The 24,488-nt window shown below is 54.8% G+C and carries 25 protein-coding genes; 11 read left to right on the top strand and 14 right to left on the bottom strand.

Annotated elements, in window-relative coordinates; all coding sequences use genetic code 11:
- Positions 1–11: 11 nt before the first annotated feature.
- The 3 genes from ACFX4U_RS02795 to rimL all read left to right on the top strand — a co-directional run bounded on the left by ACFX4U_RS02795 (position 12) and on the right by rimL (position 3,306).
- Positions 12–791: an ABC transporter substrate-binding protein gene (locus ACFX4U_RS02795; RefSeq protein WP_313507791.1), complete on the top strand. Its 780-nt coding sequence runs from the start codon at positions 12–14 to the stop codon at positions 789–791.
- 271 nt (positions 792–1,062) lie between these two features.
- A complete protein-coding gene (locus ACFX4U_RS02790) occupies positions 1,063–2,718 on the top strand; it encodes a glucan biosynthesis protein D (protein ID WP_175274370.1) in 1,656 nt (551 codons plus the stop codon).
- A gap of 45 nt (positions 2,719–2,763) precedes the next feature.
- Complete coding sequence (rimL, locus tag ACFX4U_RS02785; RefSeq protein ID WP_313507758.1) at positions 2,764–3,306, top strand: 50S ribosomal protein L7/L12-serine acetyltransferase; 543 nt, start codon at positions 2,764–2,766, stop codon at positions 3,304–3,306.
- 5 nt (positions 3,307–3,311) lie between these two features.
- Here the strand turns inward: rimL and ACFX4U_RS02780 are convergent, their stop codons facing one another.
- The 5 genes from ACFX4U_RS02780 to ydcK form a co-directional block, all read right to left on the bottom strand.
- Positions 3,312–4,058, bottom strand: a complete 747-nt coding sequence (locus ACFX4U_RS02780) for an anti-sigma factor (protein ID WP_313507760.1) — start codon at positions 4,056–4,058, stop codon at positions 3,312–3,314.
- On the bottom strand, positions 4,055–4,561 hold the full coding sequence (locus ACFX4U_RS02775; RefSeq protein WP_313507761.1) for an RNA polymerase sigma factor: 507 nt from the start codon (positions 4,559–4,561) through the stop codon (positions 4,055–4,057). The genes ACFX4U_RS02780 and ACFX4U_RS02775 overlap by 4 nt, the downstream gene beginning before the upstream one ends.
- A gap of 9 nt (positions 4,562–4,570) precedes the next feature.
- Positions 4,571–5,107 carry a cytochrome b gene (locus ACFX4U_RS02770; RefSeq protein ID WP_305735991.1) on the bottom strand — a complete coding sequence of 179 codons (537 nt, stop codon included), beginning with the start codon at positions 5,105–5,107 and terminating at the stop codon, positions 4,571–4,573.
- Positions 5,104–6,159: a catalase family peroxidase gene (locus ACFX4U_RS02765; protein WP_313507762.1), complete on the bottom strand. Its 1,056-nt coding sequence runs from the start codon at positions 6,157–6,159 to the stop codon at positions 5,104–5,106. Before ACFX4U_RS02765 ends, ACFX4U_RS02770 begins: the two co-directional genes overlap by 4 nt.
- Before the next feature lie 366 nt (positions 6,160–6,525).
- A complete protein-coding gene (ydcK, locus tag ACFX4U_RS02760) occupies positions 6,526–7,506 on the bottom strand; it encodes a YdcK family protein (protein WP_313507763.1) in 981 nt (326 codons plus the stop codon).
- Positions 7,507–7,631: 125 nt separating this feature from the next.
- Here ydcK and tehB point away from each other — a divergent pair, with 125 nt between their 5' ends.
- Entirely contained in the window at positions 7,632–8,228 is a 597-nt protein-coding gene (tehB, locus tag ACFX4U_RS02755) for a tellurite resistance methyltransferase TehB (protein WP_313507764.1), read from the top strand.
- Between the two features lie 288 nt (positions 8,229–8,516).
- Here the strand turns inward: tehB and pepT are convergent, their stop codons facing one another.
- Positions 8,517–9,746, bottom strand: a complete 1,230-nt coding sequence (gene pepT, locus ACFX4U_RS02750) for a peptidase T (protein ID WP_313507765.1) — start codon at positions 9,744–9,746, stop codon at positions 8,517–8,519.
- Positions 9,747–9,852: 106 nt separating this feature from the next.
- Here pepT and ACFX4U_RS02745 point away from each other — a divergent pair, with 106 nt between their 5' ends.
- Complete coding sequence (locus ACFX4U_RS02745) at positions 9,853–11,448, top strand: ABC transporter substrate-binding protein (RefSeq protein ID WP_313507766.1); 1,596 nt, start codon at positions 9,853–9,855, stop codon at positions 11,446–11,448.
- Between the two features lie 169 nt (positions 11,449–11,617).
- Positions 11,618–12,286: a DUF3313 domain-containing protein gene (locus tag ACFX4U_RS02740; RefSeq protein WP_313507767.1), complete on the top strand. Its 669-nt coding sequence runs from the start codon at positions 11,618–11,620 to the stop codon at positions 12,284–12,286.
- Here ACFX4U_RS02740 and ACFX4U_RS02735 read toward each other — a convergent pair.
- Entirely contained in the window at positions 12,273–13,187 is a 915-nt protein-coding gene (locus tag ACFX4U_RS02735; RefSeq protein ID WP_313507768.1) for a DMT family transporter, read from the bottom strand. The genes ACFX4U_RS02740 and ACFX4U_RS02735 overlap by 14 nt on opposite strands.
- A gap of 173 nt (positions 13,188–13,360) precedes the next feature.
- Here ACFX4U_RS02735 and ACFX4U_RS02730 point away from each other — a divergent pair, with 173 nt between their 5' ends.
- On the top strand, positions 13,361–14,230 hold the full coding sequence (locus ACFX4U_RS02730) for an AraC family transcriptional regulator (protein WP_349350565.1): 870 nt from the start codon (positions 13,361–13,363) through the stop codon (positions 14,228–14,230).
- Here ACFX4U_RS02730 and ACFX4U_RS02725 read toward each other — a convergent pair.
- Positions 14,213–15,397, bottom strand: a complete 1,185-nt coding sequence (locus ACFX4U_RS02725; protein WP_313507770.1) for a benzoate/H(+) symporter BenE family transporter — start codon at positions 15,395–15,397, stop codon at positions 14,213–14,215. The genes ACFX4U_RS02730 and ACFX4U_RS02725 overlap by 18 nt on opposite strands.
- 160 nt (positions 15,398–15,557) lie before the next feature.
- Between ACFX4U_RS02725 and ACFX4U_RS02720 the strand changes: the two genes are divergently transcribed.
- The 3 genes from ACFX4U_RS02720 to ACFX4U_RS02710 all read left to right on the top strand — a co-directional run bounded on the left by ACFX4U_RS02720 (position 15,558) and on the right by ACFX4U_RS02710 (position 19,057).
- Positions 15,558–16,133 (top strand): XRE family transcriptional regulator, encoded by a 576-nt coding sequence (locus tag ACFX4U_RS02720; protein ID WP_313507771.1) that lies wholly within the window; start codon positions 15,558–15,560, stop codon positions 16,131–16,133.
- A gap of 252 nt (positions 16,134–16,385) precedes the next feature.
- Complete coding sequence (locus tag ACFX4U_RS02715) at positions 16,386–18,344, top strand: U32 family peptidase (RefSeq protein WP_313507772.1); 1,959 nt, start codon at positions 16,386–16,388, stop codon at positions 18,342–18,344.
- Between the two features lie 176 nt (positions 18,345–18,520).
- Positions 18,521–19,057, top strand: a complete 537-nt coding sequence (locus ACFX4U_RS02710; RefSeq protein WP_016495976.1) for a hypothetical protein — start codon at positions 18,521–18,523, stop codon at positions 19,055–19,057.
- A 92-nt stretch (positions 19,058–19,149) separates the two neighbouring features.
- Here ACFX4U_RS02710 and ACFX4U_RS02705 read toward each other — a convergent pair whose 3' ends face one another.
- Both ACFX4U_RS02705 and ACFX4U_RS02700 read right to left on the bottom strand, forming a co-directional pair.
- Complete coding sequence (locus ACFX4U_RS02705; RefSeq protein WP_305736003.1) at positions 19,150–19,410, bottom strand: hypothetical protein; 261 nt, start codon at positions 19,408–19,410, stop codon at positions 19,150–19,152.
- Between the two features lie 85 nt (positions 19,411–19,495).
- Positions 19,496–20,446 carry a LysR family transcriptional regulator gene (locus ACFX4U_RS02700; protein WP_313507773.1) on the bottom strand — a complete coding sequence of 317 codons (951 nt, stop codon included), beginning with the start codon at positions 20,444–20,446 and terminating at the stop codon, positions 19,496–19,498.
- 96 nt (positions 20,447–20,542) lie between these two features.
- On the opposite strand from ACFX4U_RS02700, the gene ACFX4U_RS02695 reads away from it, so the two are divergent.
- The gene (locus ACFX4U_RS02695) at positions 20,543–21,223 is read left to right on the top strand and encodes a nitroreductase (protein WP_313507774.1); all 681 of its coding nucleotides are present in this window, start codon (positions 20,543–20,545) and stop codon (positions 21,221–21,223) included.
- 46 nt (positions 21,224–21,269) lie between these two features.
- On the opposite strand, the gene ACFX4U_RS02690 is transcribed toward ACFX4U_RS02695, so the two are convergent.
- The 4 genes from ACFX4U_RS02690 to ACFX4U_RS02675 form a co-directional block, all read right to left on the bottom strand.
- Positions 21,270–21,554, bottom strand: coding sequence for a hypothetical protein (locus ACFX4U_RS02690; protein ID WP_313507775.1), 285 nt, complete (start codon positions 21,552–21,554; stop codon positions 21,270–21,272).
- A 289-nt stretch (positions 21,555–21,843) separates the two neighbouring features.
- Entirely contained in the window at positions 21,844–21,972 is a 129-nt protein-coding gene (locus ACFX4U_RS02685; RefSeq protein WP_086868873.1) for a DUF2474 domain-containing protein, read from the bottom strand.
- Entirely contained in the window at positions 21,972–22,982 is a 1,011-nt protein-coding gene (gene cydB, locus ACFX4U_RS02680; protein ID WP_305736006.1) for a cytochrome d ubiquinol oxidase subunit II, read from the bottom strand. Before cydB ends, ACFX4U_RS02685 begins: the two co-directional genes overlap by 1 nt.
- On the bottom strand, positions 22,982–24,382 hold the full coding sequence (locus ACFX4U_RS02675; RefSeq protein ID WP_313507778.1) for a cytochrome ubiquinol oxidase subunit I: 1,401 nt from the start codon (positions 24,380–24,382) through the stop codon (positions 22,982–22,984). The genes cydB and ACFX4U_RS02675 overlap by 1 nt, the downstream gene beginning before the upstream one ends.
- Between the last annotated feature and the right edge of the window lie 106 nt (positions 24,383–24,488).

Here is a 24,488-nt window from a genome sequence, read left to right as displayed (position 1 = left end):
GAGCGTTAATGATGAAATTTAAAGCACTCTGTCTGAGCATGGGTTTGCTCTGCTCATTCTCCTCGTTTGCCGAAAACGCGCTGCGTTATGGCGTGGAAGCGGAATATCCGCCGTTTGAAAGCCGCAACGCGTCAGGCGAACTCGAAGGTTTTGATATCGAACTGGGTAACGCCGTCTGCAAAGCGGCGCAACTGAAATGTAGCTGGGTGGAAACCTCGTTTGACGCGTTGATCCCAGGGCTGACCGCCAAGAAATTCGATGCCATCAACTCGGCGATGAACATTACCGAACAGCGGCGTAAAAGCATCGATTTCACCCAGCCGATTTATCGCATTCCTTCGCAACTGGTCGGCAAAAGTGGCGACGGCATGGAAGCGACCGCTGAGGGGCTGAAAGGCAAAACCATTGGCGTGTTGCAGGGATCGATTCAGGAAACCTACGCCAAAGAGCACTGGGAAAAGCACGGTGTCACGGTGGTGTCGTATAAAGATCAGAATATGGCGTGGGGAGATTTGCTGAACGGTCGCATTGACGCCTCACTGGTGATGTCGGCGGCGGGGCAGGCAGGTTTCCTCAGCAAGCCGCAGGGGAAAGGGTTTGGCTTTATTGGCAAACCGGTATCGGACGATACGATCCTCGGCAGTGGTATCGGTTTCGGGCTGCGCAAAGGTGACGAGGCCACCAAAAAGCAACTTGATGCCGCCATCGATAAAATCCGCGCTGACGGCACCATCAAAACGCTGGCGGAAAAGTACTTCCCCGGCATTGATGTTAGTGTCAGCGCACAATAACGCATGACCACTCTGGCGCCTGCCGTTGATGTCCGGCAGGCGCTTTTTTATTTCCGCCGCAATTCTTCGCCGTTATACAGATCTTTACGCCGCTTTCGGGCTGCTCTTATCGACAGAAAATATTTCATGTTTCGTTCATATATTCGGCAGCCAACAATTGGATTCTCAATGAATTTTGTCTAGAGTGATGCGTTCATTAATGAACGCTTTTGCCGCTGTTTCGCGCCATCGCGAAATGCCATTTGACGACCAGAAGGACGTGTTACCAGGCATGAACCGCAGACGATTTATTCAAGCATCCATGGCCCTTGCCGCAACTTACGGCACCACCGGTGTTGCATCGCTCTTTTCCCGCGCGGCGTTCGCGGCGGAAACGGACATCGCCGATGGCCAGAGCCGCCGTTTTGATTTCTCCGTGCTGCAGTCCATGGCGCACGATCTGGCGCAACAGCAGTGGGGCGGCGCGCCTAAAGCGCTCCCCAATACGCTGGCGAACCTGACGCCGCAGGCTTACAACAGCATTCAGTATGATGCGCAGCACTCGCTGTGGAACAACGTTGATGGTCGCCTGCTGGACGTGCAGTTTTTCCACGTTGGCATGGGGTTTCGCCGCCGCGTGCGTATGTTCTCCCTCGATCAGGAGACACACCAGGCGCGTGAAATTCACTTCCGTCCGGAGCTGTTTAACTACCACGACGCGGGCGTCGATACCAAACAACTGGAAGGGCAAAGCGATCTTGGTTTCGCCGGTTTCCGCGCCTTTAAAGCGCCTGAGCTGGCGCGCCGCGATATCGTCTCGTTCCTTGGCGCAAGCTATTTCCGCGCGGTAGACAGCACTTTCCAGTACGGTCTTTCCGCACGCGGCGTGGCGATTGATACCTTTACCGATACGCCGGAAGAGTTCCCCGATTTCACCGCCTTCTGGTTTGAGACGGCAAAAGCGTCCGATACCACCTTTACCGTGTATGCGCTGCTCGACAGCCCGAGCATTACCGGTGCGTACAAGTTCGTGATCCACTGCGAAGAGAGCCAAGTGATCATGGATGTCGATAACCGCCTGTATGCGCGCAAAGACATTAAGCAACTGGGTATCGCGCCGATGACCAGTATGTTCAGCTGCGGTAATAACGAGCGCCGCGTCTGCGATACCATTCATCCACAAATCCACGACTCCGATCGTCTGGCGATGTGGCGCGGTAACGGCGAGTGGATCTGCCGCCCGCTGAACAACCCGCAAAAATTGCAGTTCAACGCCTACCAGGATGAAAACCCGAAAGGGTTCGGCCTGCTGCAGCTCGATCGTGATTTCTCCCACTATCAGGATGTGATGGGCTGGTACAACAAACGCCCAAGTCTGTGGGTCGAGCCGCGTAACAAATGGGGCAAAGGGGCGGTCAGCCTGATGGAGATCCCGACCACCGGCGAAACGCTGGATAACATTGTTTGCTTCTGGCAGCCGGAAAAACCGGTCAAAGCGGGCGATGATTTTGCCTTCCAGTACCGCTTGTACTGGAGCGCGATGCCACCAGTGCGTTCTCCGCTGGCGCGCGTTTACGCCACCCGCACCGGCATGGGCGGTTTCCCGGAAGGCTGGGCACCGGGCGAACACTACCCGGACAAATGGGCGCGTCGTTTCGCCATTGATTTTGTTGGCGGTGACCTGAAAGCTGCCGCGCCGAAAGGCATTGAGCCGGTTATCACGCTTTCAAACGGGGAAGCGAAACAGGTTGAGATCCTCTATGTTGAGCCGTTTGACGGTTATCGCATTCTGTTCGACTGGTATCCGACCAATGATTCCACCGATCCGGTAGACATGCGTCTGTTCCTGCGCTGCCAGGGCGACGCGATCAGCGAAACCTGGCTTTATCAGTACTTCCCGCCCGCGCCGGACAAACGTAACTACGTTGATGACCGCATCATGCGCTAATCTCACTTCGCCCCCGTCAGGGGGCGAATGCTTTATGGAGCCGCAATGGACGATACCGTTATTCCGGTGAATGACCATCTCGCGCTGCATGCCGTCGACGAGCGGTTTGTGCACGATCTTCACCAGTTAATTGTCAAAAACCGCGACTGGCTACAGCAGTTTCTCAACTGGCCGCAATCGGTCACGTCGGTTGATGACACCCGCAAAACCGCGCAGAGCAACATGCTGCTGCACCAGCGCGGCTACGCCAAAATGTTCATGATTGTGCGCGACGATGTGCTGGTGGGCGTGCTGGCGTTTAATTCGATTGAGCCGTTAAACAAAACGGCCTATATCGGCTACTGGCTGGATGAAGAGTGCCAGCGGCAGGGGATTTTATCTCAGGCCATGCAGGCGATGATCGATTTTTATGCCCGCCGCGGCGATATCCGCCGCTTTGTCATCAAATGCCGGGTGGCGAATCATGCCAGCAATCAGGTTGCCGGGCGCAACGGTTTTACGCTCGAAGGCTGCCTTAAACAGGCGGAGTTTCTCAACGGCAGCTACGACGATCAGAATATCTGGGCGAAGATCGTCGATAGGACCTGATCAATCTAACTGGTGGCCTGCGACACCGCTTTGCGCAGGCCGTTTACCGCCGGTGAGTTCATCGGTGTTACCAGTGCGTAGTTGTAATGATCGTCACTCCAGTACTGCGCCATCACATCTTCTGCCTCGCGTTCCCCGTGGGGAAGTTTGACCGGGCTTAACGGGCGGATATACCAGCCGACCCGCGTTCCGTTCCTGTCCTGGTACATAATCAGCGCCGCCGGGCCTTGCGCGGTGGCGATAAGCCGCGCACCGGATAACGTGAAACCATACTGTTCAAGATTCGGCGGCTGGTTACCGTTGATGAAATACCGGGCGACCCAGCGGGTGAGTTCGGTTTGCTGGCTTGCCACTACATCCATTGGCGTGACGGCGGCATTATCAAACAGTTTATAGGCCTGAACCGCGTCCTCCATCGGCTGATGGGTCATTAACATCTGCGACTCTTTCAACTGCCAGCCCGTATAACCGCCCACGCTTAACGCCAGTACCAGCGCGAACGCGGTGGCCAGTTTCCATTGACGCTGCTGACGTACCTGGCGGCGTAAATAGTGTGGCTCCGGTTTTTCCGGGGCGATAGTTTGCTGGCTCATGGCCTGGCGGAGTTGCTGTGCGTCACGCCGCCAGCCTGCAACCTGTGCGGCGGCAGCGGGGTTTTCTGCCAGATAGCGCTCGATACGCGCTGAGGTCGCCTCATCGGTTTCGCCATCCATCCAGGCATGCAGATCGTGTTCATCCGGTGGCAACGTCATTTCAGTCTCCTCAGCGGCAGCGGCGCTGCCGTACCGTCTAATTTCTCATGTAGCAATTTACGCGCGCGCGACAGGCGCGACATCACGGTGCCGATCGGGATGTCGAGTGTCTGTGCGACTTCTTTATAACTCAGCCCTTCAATGCTCACCAGCAACAGAATGGCACGATAATCGGTCGGCAGCGTGGCAAACACCGCCAGCGTATCATCCGCCATGGCCAGTGACTCGGTTGACGCGCCGGTGGCCTCCTCGCCGGTGAAAAAGGCGAGGATTTTCATATACCGTCGCTTGCGCCGCTCACCGTCAATAAATTGACGGTAAAGAATGGCGAAAAGCCAGGCGCGCAGGCTCCGTTCACCATCACTATTTGGGCTACGCGTCAGCGCTTTCATCAGGCAACTTTGTACCAAATCTTCCGCGCTGTGCGGGTTGCGGGTTAGCCACAGCGCAAAGCGTTGCAAATGTGGCATCACCTGACGAATCTCATCATCAGTCAGTTGCATAGCTTGCCTTCATCGCTTGCGGGTTCCCGACATACTTTCAAAAACGCCATCGCGGAGCACGAGGGCATGAAACAGTGCGGCGGCCAGATGCAGCATCACCGTTGCGAACAGCGCCAGCGCCACCAGGGAATGCAGTGGCCGCAGTAACGCGTAAGTATCATTATTCACCGGCAGGATAGGTGGCAACACCCAACCGGCGACAGTCACCGGGTAGCCCGCCGCCGAAAGCATTCCCCAGCCAATCAGCGGTTGCGCAATCATCATGGCATAGAGCGCCCAGTGTGACAGGTGCGCCATGGCGCGTTGCCAGCCCGCAAGGGTTGCCGGTAACGCGGGCGTGGCAGTATAAAACCGTAGCCACAGGCGGACCAACACCAGCACGAAAATCATTAAACCCAGCGGTTTATGAATCGATACCAGCAAGCTGTGCAGGGACGAGACGGTAGAAACCATTACGACGCCAATAAACAGCATCGCGATGATCGCCGCCGCCATTAACCAGTGCAGCACGCGCAGCGCCGGGTGGAAATAGGCAACGTTTTTCATAAATGAGCTCCTGCCTGGGCGGATTGTTCACGGGTGCGCGCATTGTAAGATTTAGCATAAGCCGCAGAACGCGCATTGAGTAACGGATCGTCAGAGGCGGCAATGCCGTCCGGCAGGATCAGCGGATCGTAATTGATGTCATTACACGGCCCGTTTTGCTGTTCTGTTGCCTGGGTGAGAACCAGCGTTCCGGCGTTGATTGTTTGCCGGTCGGCAGGCCAGACTTTCGTCGCATTGCTGCCATCATCACCCGGCCGGGCGACGGTTATCAGCAGATCCCATTTCAGTGGCCCCTGCGCCAGACGCTGTTTGAGATCCGTTTGCAGGAAATTTTTATCGCTCTTTTCTTCGGCACTGATGGGCTGATAACCGGTGTGCGGCACCATGCTCCAGCGCACCAGATGCGCCATCCCGGATTTATCAATAAACCGGAACGCGTTCAGGCTATTAAAGCGATCGCTGGCCCAGCTCGACGAAGGGACATTCTGTTTTGCCCACGCCAGAAACGGCAGAATCTCCGGGTTCTTTTGCACGAAGGCTTTGAATTTCCCGGCATCCGGTTTGCCGGTTGCTGCATCGGGCAGCGAGGCAACCTGTAATTCATAGAATTGCTCAACGGTGGAGACCGGGAAGAAGGGCATTGCGTTCATACCGGTGCGCCACTGTTCACCGTTTGCTGACTGAAATGCCAGCGCCAGACTGCGCACAGGCACAGCATAATCCGGCGCGGCGGGGTTTCCTCCGGCAATGGCAAAACGTCCGGTTACCGGCGTTTCACCTGCGGCAAATACCGAAGCGCGAGACAGCGTGCTGGCATTGCCACTGGAGATAAAATTGCCCGTAACGCAGAGCCCTTTGGCGTGATTTCGCCGATAACCCGGATGTTCGCCGCCCGCTTGTTGTAAGACATTAACCAGTTTATCCGCGCTCAGGCGCTGCGGCGTTAACCAGCCGCCGCCCCACAGGAACAGCACAATCAACACCAGCGGAACAAGTGCGATCGCTATAAGACGTGCAAGGATCTGGCCGGTCGTAAAAGGAGTGTTTGTCATAGTCGCTCACCTGCTAATCATGAGCGGATAAGACGAAGCAACGGCGGGTTTATTCCACACGGAAGAAAAAAAATTTTTGTGAAAAAAGGCTGCAACAGAATTTTCGTTGCAGGCTCGCTGTTATCAAGGGTTCATCACTGCAAAGAGTGTGGCGAAGGTGCCGTCTTTTTCAGCCTGCCGGGGTGAACGCCGCTACTGTTTACAAAAAACGCGCAAGCATTGTTGAAGCGAAAATCCTGTCGCCGGGCCGGAGGAAAGTGAATAGCTCAGGGATTTTGTTTTCTCCGCCAGACTTCTCATTAATCGCCTGTAACAATATGAAAAGTCTCGGATAAACGATTCCGGCTTTGATAACAGGCAAGCGAATTATAAAGAGCCAACCAGCGGTGTGCGGGTAATGTGCTGCGCGTCGTTAATCACTTTCGGCCCGCGTAACAGAATGCTTTCGCCTTCCTGCGCGTCGACGACCGCATCGCCGCCAATTTCTATTTGATGCTCGATCAGCACATTGCCGTGAAGGCGCGCATTGCCCTGAATCACCACTTTTTCATCAAGCTGCAGTGGCCCGCCGCGTAACCAGGCGTGACCGCCCACCAGCACGTGGTGTTTTAAAATACAGTTGCCTTCAACGACGGCGTTTTCTGCCACCTGCGAACTGTAGCGAATGGTCGGGATCTCATCGTCAAGCGTCCCGGCGACCACGCGCGCGGAGCCATACACTTTGGCGCAGTCACACACCCAGACATCATTGAGCTCGTTGCCTTCGAGCAGGGCGAAATCAAAAACTTCGGCGCGGTGTTCAATAAACGCGTAATTAACGATGGCATCGCCATAAATTTGCGCCTGATGTACCACGCGCGAATGGCTGACGGTGGCGCGATCGTAAATCTGCAAAATCTGTTCGTTATCCAGCGTTAAACCTTGAGCGGCAATGATGTCGCAACCGCTGAGAATACGCGCATCGCCGCGTAAATGGCATAAACCGCGCACGGTAGAAGCCTGAACGGTGACATTGTCACTTAATTGCGCGCCGTGGCTTATCTCACTGCCGTCCACCCAGGCGTTATCCGCAATGACGACATCGTGGCAAATCACACATGGCTGGGTGATCCGTGCATTGTCCCGCACCGCGCAGCCATGAAAAACCATGCTGTTTTCATCGTAAATCCAGCAGTTTCCCTGCTGATCGAGCACGTTGTCATTATCAACCCAGCCACCGGCGCTACCCGCTTCAACATCGTTAAAATCGCGCAAGGCGATAATCTGGCGTAGCGCGACGGATCGCTTTTCGCCGCTAATCTGGTAATGCATTGTCCTTTGCTCATCACTGAGCCGATATTTATTCATGCTACATTTCCCCCATCTGCCTGAGTTAAACGTAGCAAATTTTACGCCGCTGGCTTTCCGCCAGCGAAACCAATAAAATGCACGAAAAATGCAACTTATAAATTCGCGACGTATTGAGGAACAGCATGACCACCCGCACTGATAACTACTTTACTGAAAAATACAGCATGACCCCGACCCATTCGGAAGTGCTTAACGCCGTTAATTATGTCCAGCCGGGTAAAACGCTGGATCTCGGCTGCGGTAATGGCCGCAACAGCCTGTTTCTCGCCAACCGGGGTTTTGATGTCACTGCGTGGGATAAAAACCCGAACAGCCTGAGCAACTTACAAAATATTCGTGAAACAGAAGGGCTGGAAAACTTACATATCGAGGCGGTTGATCTCAACAACCTGAGTTTTGACGGCGAATACGATTTTATTCTCTCGACCGTAGTGCTGATGTTTCTCGAAGCGAAAACCATTCCAGGGCTGATTGCCAATATGCAGCGCTGCACCAAACCGGGCGGCTATAACCTGATTGTCGCGGCAATGGACACGGCAGATTTCCCGTGCACTGTCGGTTTCCCGTTTGCCTTTAAAGAGGGTGAGTTGCGCGATTACTACACCGGTTGGGAGCTGCTGAAATACAACGAAGAAGTGGGTGAGCTTCATCGCACCGATGCCAATGGCAACCGTATCAAATTGCGCTTTGCCACGATACTGGCACGCAAGTCTGCGTAAGTTTTTCCGTTGCGACAGTAAAAGAGCCGGAAGGGAGGCCATCGGTTCTTTTATTGCCAGCCCGCCGTTTTTTCTATGAACACTCGCTGCACCACGCTTGTTCCGCTATTCGCAGGTAAACGCCACCGGCAAACTGTTTATGGTATTGCGTCGATGAAGTGTCATCGCTGGCGCAGCGAATGCCGGATGGCAGGGCCATCCGGCACATTCGTGGGATCCGCATCCGGCAGGTTAAAACGGGTCATCATTACGGAGTGTACTCCGATCCGACACCATCACCGGTCTGCTTTAACGCGCCGCCAGCAGGCAAAGTTGCAGCGCAACGTTATAAGAGGCTTCGAAAGCACGCAGCGGCAGGAACTCAAAACGCGAGTGGAAGTTATGCGCGCCGGTGAAGAAATTTGGCGTCAGCAAGCCTTTGGCAGAAAGCGCTGCACCGTCGGTGCCGCCGCGCATTGGTGTCGGTTTTGGCGTGATCCCCAGTGATTCCATGGCTGCAAACAGTAAATCAATTGCCCGGCGATCTTCGCCAATCGCGTTGCTGATATTGCTGTAGGTATCGCTGATGCTGTACTCAACTTTCGCGGTGGGATACTGGGCAGCAATTTTTGCCGCAACATCGGCAATTTGCTGTTTGCGTTTGGCAAAACTTTCGTTGTCGAAATCACGAATGTTGGCGTTCAGCGTCGCGTAACTCTGCACAGCATTGATACCGTTAAACCAGATATAACCTTCGCGTCCTTCTGTGTGTTCCGGCGTTTGCTGGCGATCGAAATGGCTGATGTAATCCATCGCCATCAACAGCGGGTTCACCAGCACCCCTTTCGCCGACATCGGGTGCGCGGTCACCCCGGTAAACTGAATTTGCGCGCTGGCGGCGTTAAAATTCTCGTAAACGATTTCGCCCAGTTCGCAGCAGTCGATTGTCCAGGCAAAATCAACATCAAAACGCGCTAAATCCAGCGCTTTCGCACCGCGCAGGCCCACTTCTTCATCGGGCACAAAGGCCACCACGATATCGCCGTGACGCTGTTCTGGCGTCAGATTTTCCAGCAGCGTCATCACCACGGTAACCGCGGCTTTGTTATCGGCGCCGAGTACGCTGGTGCCGTCACTGAAAATTATCTCCTCATTCGGATACGCGAGGATCTCCGGATACTCATCAACGCGCAGCCAGATATCCTGCGCGCTGTTCAGGCAGAGATCTTGTCCCTCAAAGCGCAGGATCTGCGGATGAATATGCGGGGATAAACCGACATCCACGGTGTCGATATGGGTGATAAAACCAATGCGCGGCGCACCGGGAACATTGCCTTTTTTGACGGCGGTGACGGTCGCGTGATCGTCAATAACGATCTCTTCAAGACCGAGTCTTTTCAACTCATTAGCCAGTTCGCGCGCCATATCAAATTGCCCAACGGTAGTGGGTAAGGTGGTGGCAGTGGGATCGCTTTGGCTGGTGATGTTGAGATAGCGAAAGAAGCGATGCGTTAATTGACTGGTGAGCGACGACGACATAGTGATTCCTTCTTTATTCGAATTATCAGGTGTTTGCAAATTCACTTTAATGTTATTTATGAGAGGGCAAACAACAAGCCTTTACAATAAAACAACAGGAAAAACTATGATTAGCAAACCGACAACACTTGCTCTGGCGTTGGCCGCGATGATAGTGAGTTCTTCTGTGGCGGCGAAAACGCTGGTCTATTGCTCGGAAGGCTCGCCGGAAAACTTCAACCCACAACTCTATACCTCGGGCACCAGCGTGGATGCCAGCGCGGTGCCGGTCTATAACCGGCTGGTGGATTTCAAAGTGGGCACCACGCAACTGCAACCCAGCCTCGCGGAAAGCTGGGATGTCAGCGAAGACGGTAAGGTTTACACCTTCCATCTGCGCAAAGGGGTGAAGTTCCAGAGCAATAAATACTTCACGCCAACGCGCGACTTCAACGCCGATGATGTGATCTTCTCATTTATGCGGCAAAAAGACGCCAATAACCCCTATCACAATGTCTCTAACGGTACGTACTCGAACTTTGAAAGCCTGGAGTTCGGGTCGCTGATCACCGCGATTGATAAACTCGACGACCATACCGTGCGCTTTACGCTGGCGCACCCGGAAGCGCCGTTTGTCGCCGATCTTGGCTGGTATTTTGCGTCGATCCTCTCAGCGCAATACGCCGATGCGATGTTAAAAGCAGGAACCCCGGAACGTGTCGATATGGATCCGATTGGCACCGGGCCGTTCCGCCTGGCGCAGTACCAGAAAGATTCGCGCATTCTGTTTACCGCGTTCGACGGCTACTGGCAGGGCAAAGCCAAAATTGATCGCCTGGTCTTCAGCATCACGCCGGATGCCTCCGTTCGGGTGGCAAAACTGGAGAAGAACGAGTGCCAGGTCATGCCGTTCCCCAATCCGGCTGATTTGCCGCGCCTGAAAGAGAACAAAGACATCACGCTGATGAGCAAAGCCGGGTTGAACACCGGGTTCCTGTCGTTCAATACGCAAAAAGCGCCGCTGGATAATGTCAAAGTTCGCCAGGCGCTGGCGATGGCGATCAACAAACCGGCGATCATTCAGGCCGTGTTCCAGGGGACCGGCACCGCCGCGAAAAACCTGTTGCCGCCGGGCGTCTGGAGCGCGGATAGCGAACTGAAGGATTACGACTACGATCCGGAAAAAGCCAAAGCGCTGCTGAAAGAGGCCGGGTTTGCGCCGGGAACGACCATCGATTTGTGGGCAATGCCGGTGCAACGCCCCTATAACCCGAACGCCAAACGGATGGCCGAGATGATCCAGGCCGACTGGGCGAAAGTGGGCGTGCAGACCAAAATTGTCACCTATGAGTGGGGCGAATACCTGAAACGGGTGAAAGGCGGCGAACACCAGGCGGCGCTGATGGGCTGGACCACGGCGACAGGCGATCCGGATAACTTCTTCGGCCCGCTGTTTACCTGTACCTCTGCCAACGGTGGCTCTAACTCGGCGAAATGGTGTTACGCGCCCTTTGACAAAATTATCGCCGAAGCGAAAGCCACCACCGATCATGAAAAACGCGTCGCGCTGTATAAAGAGGCGCAGCAGATGATGCATGATCAAATGCCAGCGGTGATGATTGCCCACTCAACGATTTTCGAACCGGTACGCAAAGAGGTACAGGGCTACGAAATCGATCCGTTTGGTAAACATATTTTCTGGCAAGTTGATTTGAAAAAATAACCAGTAACAGGCGAGCAAACCCAGCGCACTCGCGGTTTGCTCGCCCATTTCACTGCGCTTTATACGTTTTATCAAAGCCGCTGCCCGCCGAGACATTTTTACCCCTCCACAAAACGCCGCTGCGTTTGCTATACCTTAAGAGCAATTCCGCACTCACAGGGACATCCTCATGCGTACTCATGCATTGGTTAGCGTTGCCGTCTTTTCTAGCCTGCTGGCGTTATCTGGCTGCGCGTCAAAAGTGACGCAACCGGAAAAATATTCCGGGTTTATAAAAGATTATTCAGGGCTGAAGGAAACCACATCCGCCACCGGTAAACCGGTACTTCGCTGGGTGGCGCCGGGTTTTGACCCGGCAAAATACGACAGTATCGTTTACCACCCGGTGACCTATTATCCGCTGGCGAAGCCTACCAACCAGGTGAATCAACAGGTGCTGGATGGCGTTCTTAACTACACCAACAGCAAGCTGAAAGCTGCCGCCGCTTCGCGTAAACCGCTGGTGACATCGCCAGGCCAGCACAGCCTGATTTTCCGTGGGGCGATAACCTGCGTGGACGCCAGCAAACAGGGATTGCAGTTCTATGAAGTGGTGCCGGTGGCAATGGTTGTGGCGGGAACGCAGATGGCAACCGGTCATCGCACGATGAACACGCACCTCTATTTTGAAGGCGAGCTCATCGACGCGCAGACCAATGCACCGGTGTTGAAAGTGGTGCGCCAGGGGCAAGGGAAAGATGTGAATAATGAAAATGCGCCGGTCACCGTCGACTCTCTGAAACAAGTCATTGACGATATGGCGACCGACGCGACGATGTTTGATATCAGCAAGCGTTAGCTTTTCGCCGTGCTCCGCGCCCGCCCAGCCACGTTTCCGGGCGGGCAAACATCACCAGATTGCCGGTAAGGATCAGCAGTAACCCGGCAACGCCATTGAAATGCCAGATATAGCCTTCGAAGAACGTCGAAACCGTCAGCGCGACCAGCGGAAACAGCAGGGTGCTGTACGCCGCTTTGCTGGGGCCAATCCGACCAACCAGCGTAAAATAGGCGCCAAAGCCAATCACCGATCCGAACAACGCCAGGTAGACCAGCGCGCCAAGGTAACTGGCCGTCCATTGCGGGGTGAAATCGTCACCGCGCAACAGGCCTATCGCCCCCATAATCAACGTTCCGTAAAGCATCGCCCAGCTGTTGGTGGTGATGGTTTCCAGCCCTTTACGCTGATGGCGGAGGCTTATAATATTGCCAAACGAGAAGCCCAGCGTGCCCAGCGCCGACAAACCAATCCCCATCAGTAGCGTTATGCTCCAGCCGCTGGTGACCAGATCCTGCCAGAACAGCGTCACAATTCCTGTCAGGCCGAGGATCGCGGCGACAAAAAAGCGCGCCGGTGGCTTTTGGCCGAAAAAGAGATAACTGTTTACCGCGTTAAATAACACCGCCATGGAGAAGATCACCGACTCCAGCCCGGTGCTGATCCACGCCGCAGCGGTATAGAAGCACCAGAAGTTAAAACCAAACACACAGCCGCCCTGGAGCAGGCAAAACAGATGATCGCGCAGCGGCAGGGCGCGCAACTTACGCTGCGCCAGCAGCACCAGCATCATTACCGCTGTGGCCAGTGCAAAGCGCCAGAAGATCGACACCGGTGCGGCGACCGGTCCTTGTTGTAGATAAATCGCAATCCAGGTTGTTCCCCAGATAACCACCACCAAACCGTATAGCAATGCGTTCATGTTGAGTTCCAGTGCGTAAAACGAATGCTGAGTGTGGCAAAACAGCAACGCAGGCGATTGCACCGGTTTGCGCCGGACTTGCATATTCTTGCGCTTTTCTTTACACAACGCTGGTATCCGCCGCCAGCTATTCATAGACTGGGGTTCTGGTGAATTTATGATAATTTCCGTGAATGCCTGAGCACTACGAAGCCTTTGAAAACCTCAGTAAACACAACGCCGTGTTGCACAACTCGGTGGCGCTGCACTCTGGCATTCAACTGGCGGCCTGGTCGAACAAACGCGACAACATCACCCAGTATTGCAATCACCATACCCTGAGTTTGTACGTGGCCGACGGCTACGAGAGCTATCACAAAACCGCCTACGGCTGGAAAAACGGCGGCGGGCCGGATCGCTTTTGCCTGATGCCGAAAGAGAGCGAATCAGTGTGGGATATCCGCGATACGTTGTCTTTTGTGCATCTTTACTGTACCGATGAGCATCTGCGTGAAGTGGGTGAGCAGGTGTGGGATCGCAGCCCGGCATCGTTCACGCTGGATGAGAAAACATTCTCCCAGGATGCGCGTATTACCGCGCTCTATCGCCAGTTTTTGCTCGGTTGCGACTGGCAACAAAACGCCAACCAGTTAACGTTGAGTACCGCATCGACGCTTTTACTGACCCACTTAGTCCAGCACTACAGTAATGTGCAGTGGCAACTGCCGACGGTAACGGGCGGTTTGGCGCCGGTGGTGCTTCGTACTGTGCTGGAGTTTATCGATGCGCATCTGGCAGAACCGCTGCTGCTGTCGGATCTGGCCGCGCAGGCCGCGCTGAGCGAATACCATTTTGCCCGCATGTTCCGCCAGTCAATGGGCGTTGCGCCGCACCAGTTCGTGATGCAACGGCGCATGGCACGGGCGAAAGATCTGTTGCTTCATAGCGATCAGCCGCTGACCACCATTGCGCTGGCCTGCGGTTTTAACTCGGCCAGCCACTTCAGTAACCGCTTCAAAGCGGCGAAAGGCATCACGCCCTCGCAGCTACGCGCGTCGCGCTAAGTGCAATGCGCCGTAGCAGATCCCGCCGATCGCTAAGCCCCAGAATGCAGAACCAATCCCCAGCAGCGTGACGCCGCTGGCGGTAACCAGAAAAGTGACCATCGCGGCATCGCGATCGCGCTCAGCGATCAGCGCCTGGTGCAGGCTACCACTCATTGTGCCCAGCAATGCCAGCCCTGCCAGCGTCTGGATCCAGCTTAATGGCAAAGCGGCGAGTAGCGAAGTTATCGAGCCGCCAAACAGGCCGGCTAACAGGTAAAACACCCCGGCCGCCGCCGCGGCCAGCCAGCGTTTTTCTGCCTGCGGGTGAGCGTCCGGGCTTTGGCAAATCGCCGCCGTGATGGCGGCAATACAAATCGAATAGACGCCAAACGGCGAGAACAGCAGCGCCAGCGCGCCGGTAAAAATAATTAACGGTGAAACCGGAACGGGGTATCCCGCCGCCTGCATCGTGGCGAAACCGGGCGCATTCTGCGAGGCCATCGTTACCAGAAAGAAGGGAATTCCGATGCTCACCAGCGACGACCAGTGGAATTCTGGCGTGGTATAAGTCGGTACAACCAGCGCGATAGTGATTTTTTGCGTGACAACCTCACCGCTTAGCCACGCAACCAGCCCCCCGACCAGAAGTGTGGCGACAATGGCATAGCGCGGTGCCAGCGCTTTGCAGATAAGCCAGGCCAGCAGCATGCTGCCACACAAGACGAAATGCCCCTGAATATTGCTAAAAGCCTGCAAACCGAAGCGCAGCAAAATGCCCGCCAGCATGGCCGCCGCCAGCGTGTGGGGAATGATTTTCATCAGACTAGCGAACAGCCCGGTAATGCCACACAGGACAATTAAGGCATTGGCAAAGATAAACACGCCAACCGCTTCATTCAGCGAAACGCCTTGTAAGCTGGTCGCCAGCAGCGCGGCGCCCGGTGTCGACCAGGCTGTAAGCACCGGCATGCGATACCACAAGGTCAGCGCCAGCGTGCTGATGCCCATACCCAGACCGAGCGCAGTCATCCAGCCGGCAATTTGCACCGCACTTGCGCCCGCCGCCGAGGCCGCTTGCCAGATAATGGCGGCGGAGCTGGCATAACCGACCAGCACCGCGACAAAGCCAGCCATCACGCTGGAAAAAGGGAGGGTAGAAGCGCGAGAAAAGGTGGCGTGCGACATGAAATAATCCTTGTGCGTTATAGCATCCGCATAAAGTATCACTGGCCGTTATAGCGCACAAGCTGGCAGATCATTAAGGTATTTAGCGTGGTTATAGTTTCGCTCTCTAAAAAAGAAACGCTGCGCTATACTGCCCCGGATTTTTCTTCCCGGAGGCGTAATGAACATCGCAGACTACCTGGCAAGCACCTTAAAACTTCTCCGTCAGGGCCGTGGCTGGAGCCTTTCCAGGCTGGCAGAAGAGACGGGCGTTTCCAAAGCGATGCTCGGGCAAATTGAGCGTAATGAATCCAGCCCGACGGTGGCGACACTCTGGAAAATTGCCACCGGCCTGAATGTGCCGTTTTCTACCTTTATTGCGCCGCCCCAGAGCGATACCCCGTACGCCTACGATCCCGACCAGCAGGCGATGGTGATCACGCCCATTTTTCCGTGGGATGAAAAGCTGCACTTTGATCTCTTTTCCATCACGCTGGCACCGGGGGCGATAAGTGAATCGACGCCGCACGAAAGCGGGGTGATTGAGCATGTGATTGTCATTAATGGCGAGCTGGATTTATGTCTCGGTGGGCAGTGGAAAACATTTACCAGCGGAATGGGCGTGCGTTTCGCGGGCGATGAAGCCCATGCGTATCGCAACAGTTCCGCGCACACCGTGCATTTCCACTCGTTGATTCATTACCCAAAAGGAAAAGCCGCAAGCACGCCTGCGGCCAAAAACGACGACGATAAATAACATGACAACGTTGACCCGCGATACTCCGGGCTGCAGGAAAGTTCAGCCCCACCTGCAACCGGCAGTACGGTGGATAAAACGTGACGAGGAATGTCCGAGCCACCACTCTATCGCCGCATGAAACGCCGCGGAAATAGCAATTTCGACATTGCATTGCCGACAGACGCAAATTCCCCCTGCGGCAGGTGGTGAAACGCCCCGGTTGTGACTACAATAGCCGCCATTTTGCACATAATGGATAACGACAATTGTATGCGCCTGCACCCCCATCATCTTGAACTGTTAAGCCCGGCTCGCGACACCGCCATTGCCCGTGAAGCGATCCTTCATGGCGCTGATGCGGTCTACATTGGCGGCCCTGGCTTCGGCGCGCGCCATAACGCCGGTAACAGTTTGCGCGATATCGCCGAACTGGTGCCGTTCGCGCATCGCTACGGCGCGAAAGTGTTTATTACCCTGAACACGATCCTTCATGATGAGGAGCTGGAACCGGCGCAGAGCCTGATCCATGACCTGTACCAGGCCGGTGTCGATGCGCTGATCGTGCAGGATATGGGCGTACTTGAGCTGGATATTCCGCCGATTGAGCTGCACGCCAGTACGCAGTGCGACATTCGCAGCGTGGAAAAAGCCAAATTCCTCTCCGATGTCGGTTTTAGCCAGATTGTGCTGGCGCGTGAGCTGAACCTGGAGCAGATCCGCGCCATTCATAGCGCGACCGACGCCACCATTGAGTTCTTTATCCACGGTGCACTGTGCGTGGCCTATTCCGGGCAGTGCAATATCTCCCATGCGCAGACCGGACGTAGCGCCAACCGCGGTGACTGCTCCCAAGCGTGCCGCTTGCCCTATACGCTGAAAGACGATCAGGGCCGCGTCGTAGCTTATGAAAAACATCTGCTGTCGATGAAAGATAACGATCAGAGCGCCAACCTGGCGGCGCTGATCGATGCCGGCGTGCGCTCCTTCAAAATTGAAGGGCGCTACAAAGATATGAGCTACGTGAAGAATATCACCGCGCATTACCGCCAGATGCTGGATGCCATTATTGAAGATCGCGGCGATCTGGCGCGCGCGTCTACCGGGCGTACCGAGCATTTCTTTATTCCCTCGACGGACAAAACCTTCCATCGCGGCAGCACCGATTATTTTGTCAATGCGCGCAAAATTGATATCGGCGCGTTTGATTCACCGAAATTTATCGGCCTGCCGGTCGGTGAAGTGCTGAAAGTGGCGAAAGATCACCTCGATGTAGAAGTGACGGAACCGCTGGCCAACGGTGATGGCCTGAACGTGCTGGTGAAGCGTGAAGTGGTGGGTTTTCGCGTTAACGTCGCCGAAAAAACGGGCGAGAACCGTTACCGCGTATTCCCGAACGAAATGCCGGACGCGCTGCGAACGCTGCGCCCGCACCATGCGCTGAACCGCAACCTTGACCATAACTGGCAGCAGGCATTACTGAAAACCTCCAGCGAGCGTCGCATCGGCGTGGATATTGAGCTAGGCGGCTGGCAGGAGCAACTGGTGCTGACGCTGACCAGCGAAGAGGGTGTCAGCGTGACGCACACGCTGGATGGGCAGTTTGACGAAGCCAATAATGCGCAAAAAGCGCTGGAAAGCCTGAAAGATGGGCTGGCGAAACTGGGGCAAACCCGCTATTACGCGCAGGCGATCACCGTGAACCTGCCGGGGGCGCTATTTGTGCCCAATAGCCTGCTCAATCAGCTGCGTCGCGAAACGGTTGAGATGCTTGAAGAAGCACGGCTGGCGAATTACCAGCGCGGCAGCCGCAAACCGGTGGCGACACCCGCGCCGATTTACCCGGAAACGCATTTGTCATTCCTGGCTAACGTTTATAACCACAAAGCGCGTGAATTTTATCATCGCTACGGTGTGCAACTGATTGATGCTGCCTTCGAAGCGCATGAAGAGAAGGGCGATGTGCCGGTGATGATCACCAAACACTGTTTGCGCTTCGCCTTCAACCTGTGTCCGAAACAGGCGAAAGGCAATATCAAAAGCTGGCGCGCGACGCCAATGCAACTGGTGCATGGCGACGAAGTGCTGACGCTGAAGTTTGACTGCCGTCCGTGTGAAATGCATGTGATTGGCAAAATTAAGAACCATATTCTGAAAATGCCTCTGCCGGGCAGCGTCGTGGCGTCAATAAGCGCCGACGACTTAGTAAAAACGTTGCCAAAACGCAAATAAACAAAGGGTGGCGCTATGCCACCCTGTTTTTTTACTGCTCCCAAAACAATTCTTCCAAATAGCCATAAATTATCCCGCCGCAGTAAGAACAATCATGCGTTAATAACCGTAATACGTTAATCTAGCCGGGCGGAAATAATAAGAAATGGCTTATTGATGATATTCATGGAGAGGAAATGCGTAAATTTACGTTAAGTGCCTTGCTTGTCGCGGGTGCATTTTTGTTGTCTGCCTGTACGCCGGGCCCGCTTGGCACGCAGCGTTATCAGGCCTATACCGGTAGCGACGCGACAGTGGTTTACACGCAGGCTAATAAAGCTCATCAGGGGCTTTTTTATTTCCAGCGTTATAACAAAGAGGGTGACTGCTTTAATTCCGCCGAGATGATTTACATCAGCAATAATATGCTGGAGGGCGTGGTTGACAGGCTTTTTACCAGCCGACTGAAAGGCGATCAATACTGGACATTAATCGTTCAGGATAATTCCAGCGGCAGGATGTGGATCCATGAGACCGCCTTTTTCCTTGAAAAAGGCAAACACTATGTGGCGATAAGCTCCCGTGGTGCGGTTGAAATTCCGGCGGATTTGAATATCACCAGCCAGGACGATCTGGATAAAGTGTATGACCGCTATCAGGATAAACCGGCGAAACCGTGGAATTTGCGCCGTGGCATCTGTAAGTCCTGGTTATCCAAAGCGATGGGCTCGTAATCTCTTAAGCAAGCTTTCTTAAAAACCATGTCTGCCAGATAAAAAACAGGCCTTTCGTGATAGCGAAAGGCCTGTTTGCATTTCAGGCTGGATTAGCGGTCGTCACCCGGACGATGATTGTCCGGCAGTGGCGGTTTCTTACCGTTGTGTTTGTCGTTGTGTTTATTATCCGGACGCGGCGGCTTATCCTGCTTGTGTTTCGGCGGCGGTGCCTCGTGCGACGGTTTTTTATCTCCTTTATGGTGCTGGCCGTTTTGGTACTGTTCCGGCGGTAGCGGCGGACGTTCGTCAGCAAACACCATCGAAGAGAAGCTCACCGCCAGAATGGCAGACACCAGTGCAATCTTTTTCATCTTTTACATCCTTACTCGTGCTATTGCGTGGCGACGATTTGACGATAAAAAAGTGAAGGGATTATGGAGCGTTACGCCTTCGGGATTATTCCTGGAGGCGCGGTGGAAGATAGCGCCAGTAGGGCGGTGAACCGAAACTCGCCAGTAAAAAGTCGATTACCGTGCGGGTGTTAAGCGACGGGTATTTTCCGCCTGGGTAGAGCAACCACAGCGACTGCGGCGTTGCCGAATAAGTGACGGTGAAATCGGGCATGAGCGCCACAAGCTCGTTGCGGTTTAGCATTTCACCCACCTGCCAGTCCGGGAAGAGCAATATTCCCGCATCGCTCAGTGCGGCCTGTAATAACAATTCCGCGTTATCAGAAACGATTTTGGCCTGCGGCGAAAACTGGCAGGATTTCTCCGCTCTCTGAAAACGCCAGCGCTGCAAACCACTTTTCCCGCGATACGCCAGTAACCGGTGCGACTGCAACTCCTCCGGCGTGTTCGGTTGACCATAACGACGCACGTAGGCGGGTGTCGCCACCAAATGGCACTGCTGCTGCGCAATCAGCCGACCGTGCAGCTCGGAATCCTGCAGCGCCGCGATACGCAGCAACAGATCGGTACCGTCTGCAAACGGGTCGATATAGTCATCGTTCAGGTTCAGTTCGATATGCAGACGCGGATAGCGCTCGCTCAGTTCGCTGATTTTGGGGCCAATATGGCGCAGGCCAAACGAGATCGGCGCATTAATGCGAATGCGCCCGCCAGGCTCGTCGCGACGCTCGCCCACCTGAGTTTGCGCGTCCGCAAGCTGCTGCAACATGGCGCGAAACGTGTCGGCATAGATATGACCCGCCTCAGTGGCGATCACCGCGCGCGTGTTGCGGTACAACAACTGGGTTTCCAGCGCCTGCTCCAGTTGCTGAACCACGCGCGATAACGATGAGGCCGCCAGTCCTTCGTTACGAGCGACTTCGGATAAGTTTCCCTCGCGAACAATGGCGAGAAACAGCTGCATTGAGCGGGCGCTAATTTGACTGAGCTTATTCATCTGTGCGTAATCCGCAAAGGTCCATGGCGCATTGTAGTGTTTTTGCGAACAGGTTTCATCGTTAAGCTACGGGAACAATTAATACGGAGAAGAATCATGAGCACTGTAGTGAAAGCCTTCGATGAAACCGTCCGCCAGCGTTTTTCCGCCCGCGCATTTTTACCCACGCCGTTAACGGACGAGCAAATTCGGGACGTGTTGCAGGATGCGCAATTTTCGCCGTCTAACTGCAACACGCAGCCGTGGCATGTGCATGTGGTTTCCGGTGAAACGAAAAATCGTCTTGGAAAAAGGATGACGGAAAACGATCTGGAAGGGCACCAGACACCGGATTTCACCTTTTCCTATGATGATTTTCACGGCGACTATTTCGAGCGCGCTCATGAGCAAGCGCGGATTTATTACGATGCGATAGGTGTCGCGCGTGAAGATAAAGCGCGGCGCCAGGAGGCTTATCTGCGAAATTATCAGTTTTTTAACGCGCCACACGCCGCTTTTCTGTTTATGCCGTCTTTTGGCGACAACATCCGCGTTGCTTCAGATATCGGCATGTACGCGCAGAGCTTTTTGCTGTCATTGACGGCGCGTGGTTTTGCCGGAATTCCGCAGACTTTACTGGGTTTTCACGCCGATATGATCCGCGAAGAACTCGGTGTTTCCACTGATTATCGGCTGCTGTTCGGCATCTCGTTTGGCTATGCCGATATGTCTGCGCCGTCTGCGAAAACACGCATGCCGCGTATTCCTGTTGAGCAAAGTGTGGTGATGCACGGGTAACTCGCAGATGACCAGAGACGCTAATCGCGAGCGTCTCTGGTCGGTGTTACGCAGCACAAAGCGCGCGGGCGCTCTGTTTCCACTCATCAACCTGATCGGGGTGCAGAAAGGAGAAATAAACGGTGGTGTTATCAGGCAGGATATTTTGCAGCGCCTGCATGCAGTTGGCTTCGCAGGGGCGTAATTCGATATAAACGCTGGTGATCGGCAACTGTTCATCACCATTGCCGGATTTCTCAATGCGTCGTATCGCCGCAATCAGCGCCGCCATTTCGCCATGCAATTTTACCCAGTTATTGGTGTAAATATCCGGTGGCATCTCAATACGCATCTGGCTATTGCCAAAGGCGTAGCGGGAATTACCGCGCAGCGTGTATTCGACAGTGGCGCAGCACGATTCCGGGCCAAAACCATCATGTTTAACCAGCTTTTTTTGTCTTCCAGCGTACGGCGGACAATCGGATAACCCGATCGGAGGTTGTAAGGCGTCTGAACGAGGTTAATCATTATTTCTCCCTAAACGCATGAAAAATCGCAGCTCTAACGTAAATTGGTCAACAAAAAGCGTAGTGAACGATCCCGGAAATTTCTAGCCAGGATCGTCCGTTGCGAATGGCCAATTAGTGCGATTTAAACCCCGCCGCCGACATCAGAAGCCGGAACACCATACTGACCGCAAACAGTGCCAGTACGCTGCCGCCCCAGATTAATAGCATCCACATCAGGCGGTTGAAGAAGGAGTGTTTCATCAATGATACCCCGCGCCATGTTGCACCTTGCCGCGAAACACGTAGTAGCTCCACAAGGTATAAACCAGAATAATCGGGATAATCAGCAGGGCGCCGACCAGCATAAAGCCCTGGCTTTGCGGAGGTGCTGCGGCCTGCCACAACGTGATATCCGGCGGAATAATATGCGGCCAGATACTGATGCCAAGGCCGCTAAACCCGAGGAAAATCAGCCCCAGTGTCTGCACAAACGGCAGTGTGTGGGCGTCCGGGTTGCCGAGACTGCGCCACAGCCAGGCACTCAATACCACCACTAACAGCGGCACCGGCGAGAAGAAGTAGAGATTCGGCAAGCTGAACCAGCGATCGGCAATCGCGGAATGCGTCAGCGGCGTCCACAGGCTAATCACGGCAATCACCACTAACATCGCCAGCAACAGCTTTCTCGCGGCTTTGCGCATTTTTCCCTGCAGCGGCTCCTCGCTTTTCATCACCAGCCAGCTCGCGCCGAGCAGGGCATAAGTGATGACCAGCCCGACACCGCAAAACAGGTTAAACGGCGTCAGCCAGTCGAGCGCACCGCCGCTAAATGTGCGGCCCGTCACCGGAAAACCGTTAAGCACCGCGCCCACCACCACCCCCTGGGTAAAGGTGGCAAGCAGCGAGCCGGAGAGAAACGCTTTATCCCAGAACGGCCGGTGCGCGGGGGTGGCTTTAAAGCGAAATTCAAAGGCGACGCCGCGAAAAATAAGCCCGATCAGCATTAAGGTCAGCGGAATAGTCAGCGCATCGACAATCACCGCATACGCCAGCGGAAATGCGCCGAACAACCCCGCGCCGCCGAGCACCAGCCAGGTCTCGTTGCCATCCCAGACCGGCGCGACGGTGTTGACCATCACGTCGCGATCGTGAGCGTCACGCGTGACGGGAAACAAGATGCCGATACCAAGGTCAAAACCGTCCATCACGATATACATCAGGGTGGCGAAGACGATAATGACAAACCAGATTAACGAAAGATCGATGCCCATTATTTATCCTCATCTGCCTGGAGATGTTCGCCCACCGCAGACAGCGGTCGTGCCGGCGTACCTTGCGTGGCGTGCTCATCACGCTCCTGCGGCCCTTTGGTGATAAGCCGCACCATGTAGCTGTAACCGACGCCAAAAACGGAACAATAGACAACAAAGAACGCCAGCAAACTGAGGCTCATTTGCAGGTCACCATGCGCGGAAACCGCATCGGCTGTGCGCAGCAAGCCATACACCACCCACGGCTGGCGACCCACTTCCGTCGTGACCCAACCGGCAAGAATGGCAATCAAACCCGCTGGCCCCATCCATAGCGCGAAGTGTAAAAATGGCCGCGACTGATAGAGCCTGTCACGAAAACGCAGCCACAGTGCGGCGACCCCCAGCGCAATCATCAGCACGCCAAGCCCGACCATAATGCGAAACGACCAGAAGACAATCGGTGAATAGGGGCGCTGATCTTTAGGGAAATCTTTCAGCGCCGGCACTTGCTTATCGAGGCTGTGCGTCAGGATCAGGCTACCGAGCGCCGGGATTGCCACGGCGTAACGCGTGCGCTCCTGCTCCATATCAGGCAGGCCAAATAGCAGCAGCGGCGTCGCTTCTCCGGGCGGATTCTCCCAGTGGCCTTCAATGGCGGCAATTTTTGCCGGTTGATGTTCAAGCGTATTCAGCCCGTGCATATCGCCGACCATCGCCTGAATCGGCGCAACAACCAGCGCCATCCACATCGCCATAGAAAACATCTTGCGGATAGCGGGTGTGTTATTCCCGCGTAACAGATGCCAGGCGGCAGACGCGCCGACAAACAACGCACTGCTTAAGAATGCCGCAATGGTCATGTGCATCAGCCGGTACGGGAAGGAGGGATTAAAGATAACCTTGAACCAGTCGACCGGCACCACCTGGCCATTTTCGACGATAAAGCCCTGAGGCGTATGCATCCAGCTATTGGACGCGAGGATCCAGAAAGTGGACATAATGGTGCCCAGCGCGACCATACAGGTGGCGAAAAAGTGCAGGCCAGGCCCGACTTTGTTCCAGCCAAACAGCATCACGCCGAGAAAACCCGCTTCAAGGAAGAAGGCGGTCAGCACTTCATAGGTCAGTAATGGCCCGGTAATGCTGCCGGCAAACTGGGAAAACCCGCTCCAGTTGGTGCCGAACTGATACGCCATCACCAGCCCGGACACCACCCCCATACCGAAGTTAACGGCGAAGATCTTCGACCAGAAATGGTACAGCGTGCGCCAGTCCGGGTTGCGGGTTTTAAGCCACAAACCTTCAAGCACCGCCAGGTAACTGGCCAGGCCGATGGTGATTGCCGGAAAAATGATATGAAAAGAAACGGTGAAGGCGAACTGTATTCTCGCCAGGTAAAACGCGTCTAAACCGAACATGCACAACCCCAATGTCAATGTTGTGGTGTCAATGTTAATGAGCACAAGCGTGAACTTGCAGAAACAGATACAGGGAATTTTCGTATAACAGTTCCCTGTAAAGGGT

Source organism: Kosakonia sp. YIM B13588 (genome assembly GCF_042788165.1).
GTDB classification, from domain to species: domain Bacteria; phylum Pseudomonadota; class Gammaproteobacteria; order Enterobacterales; family Enterobacteriaceae; genus Kosakonia; species Kosakonia sacchari.
The sequence above is the reverse complement of the archived record's forward strand: the minus strand, read 5'-3'. Positions and strand labels throughout refer to the sequence as shown.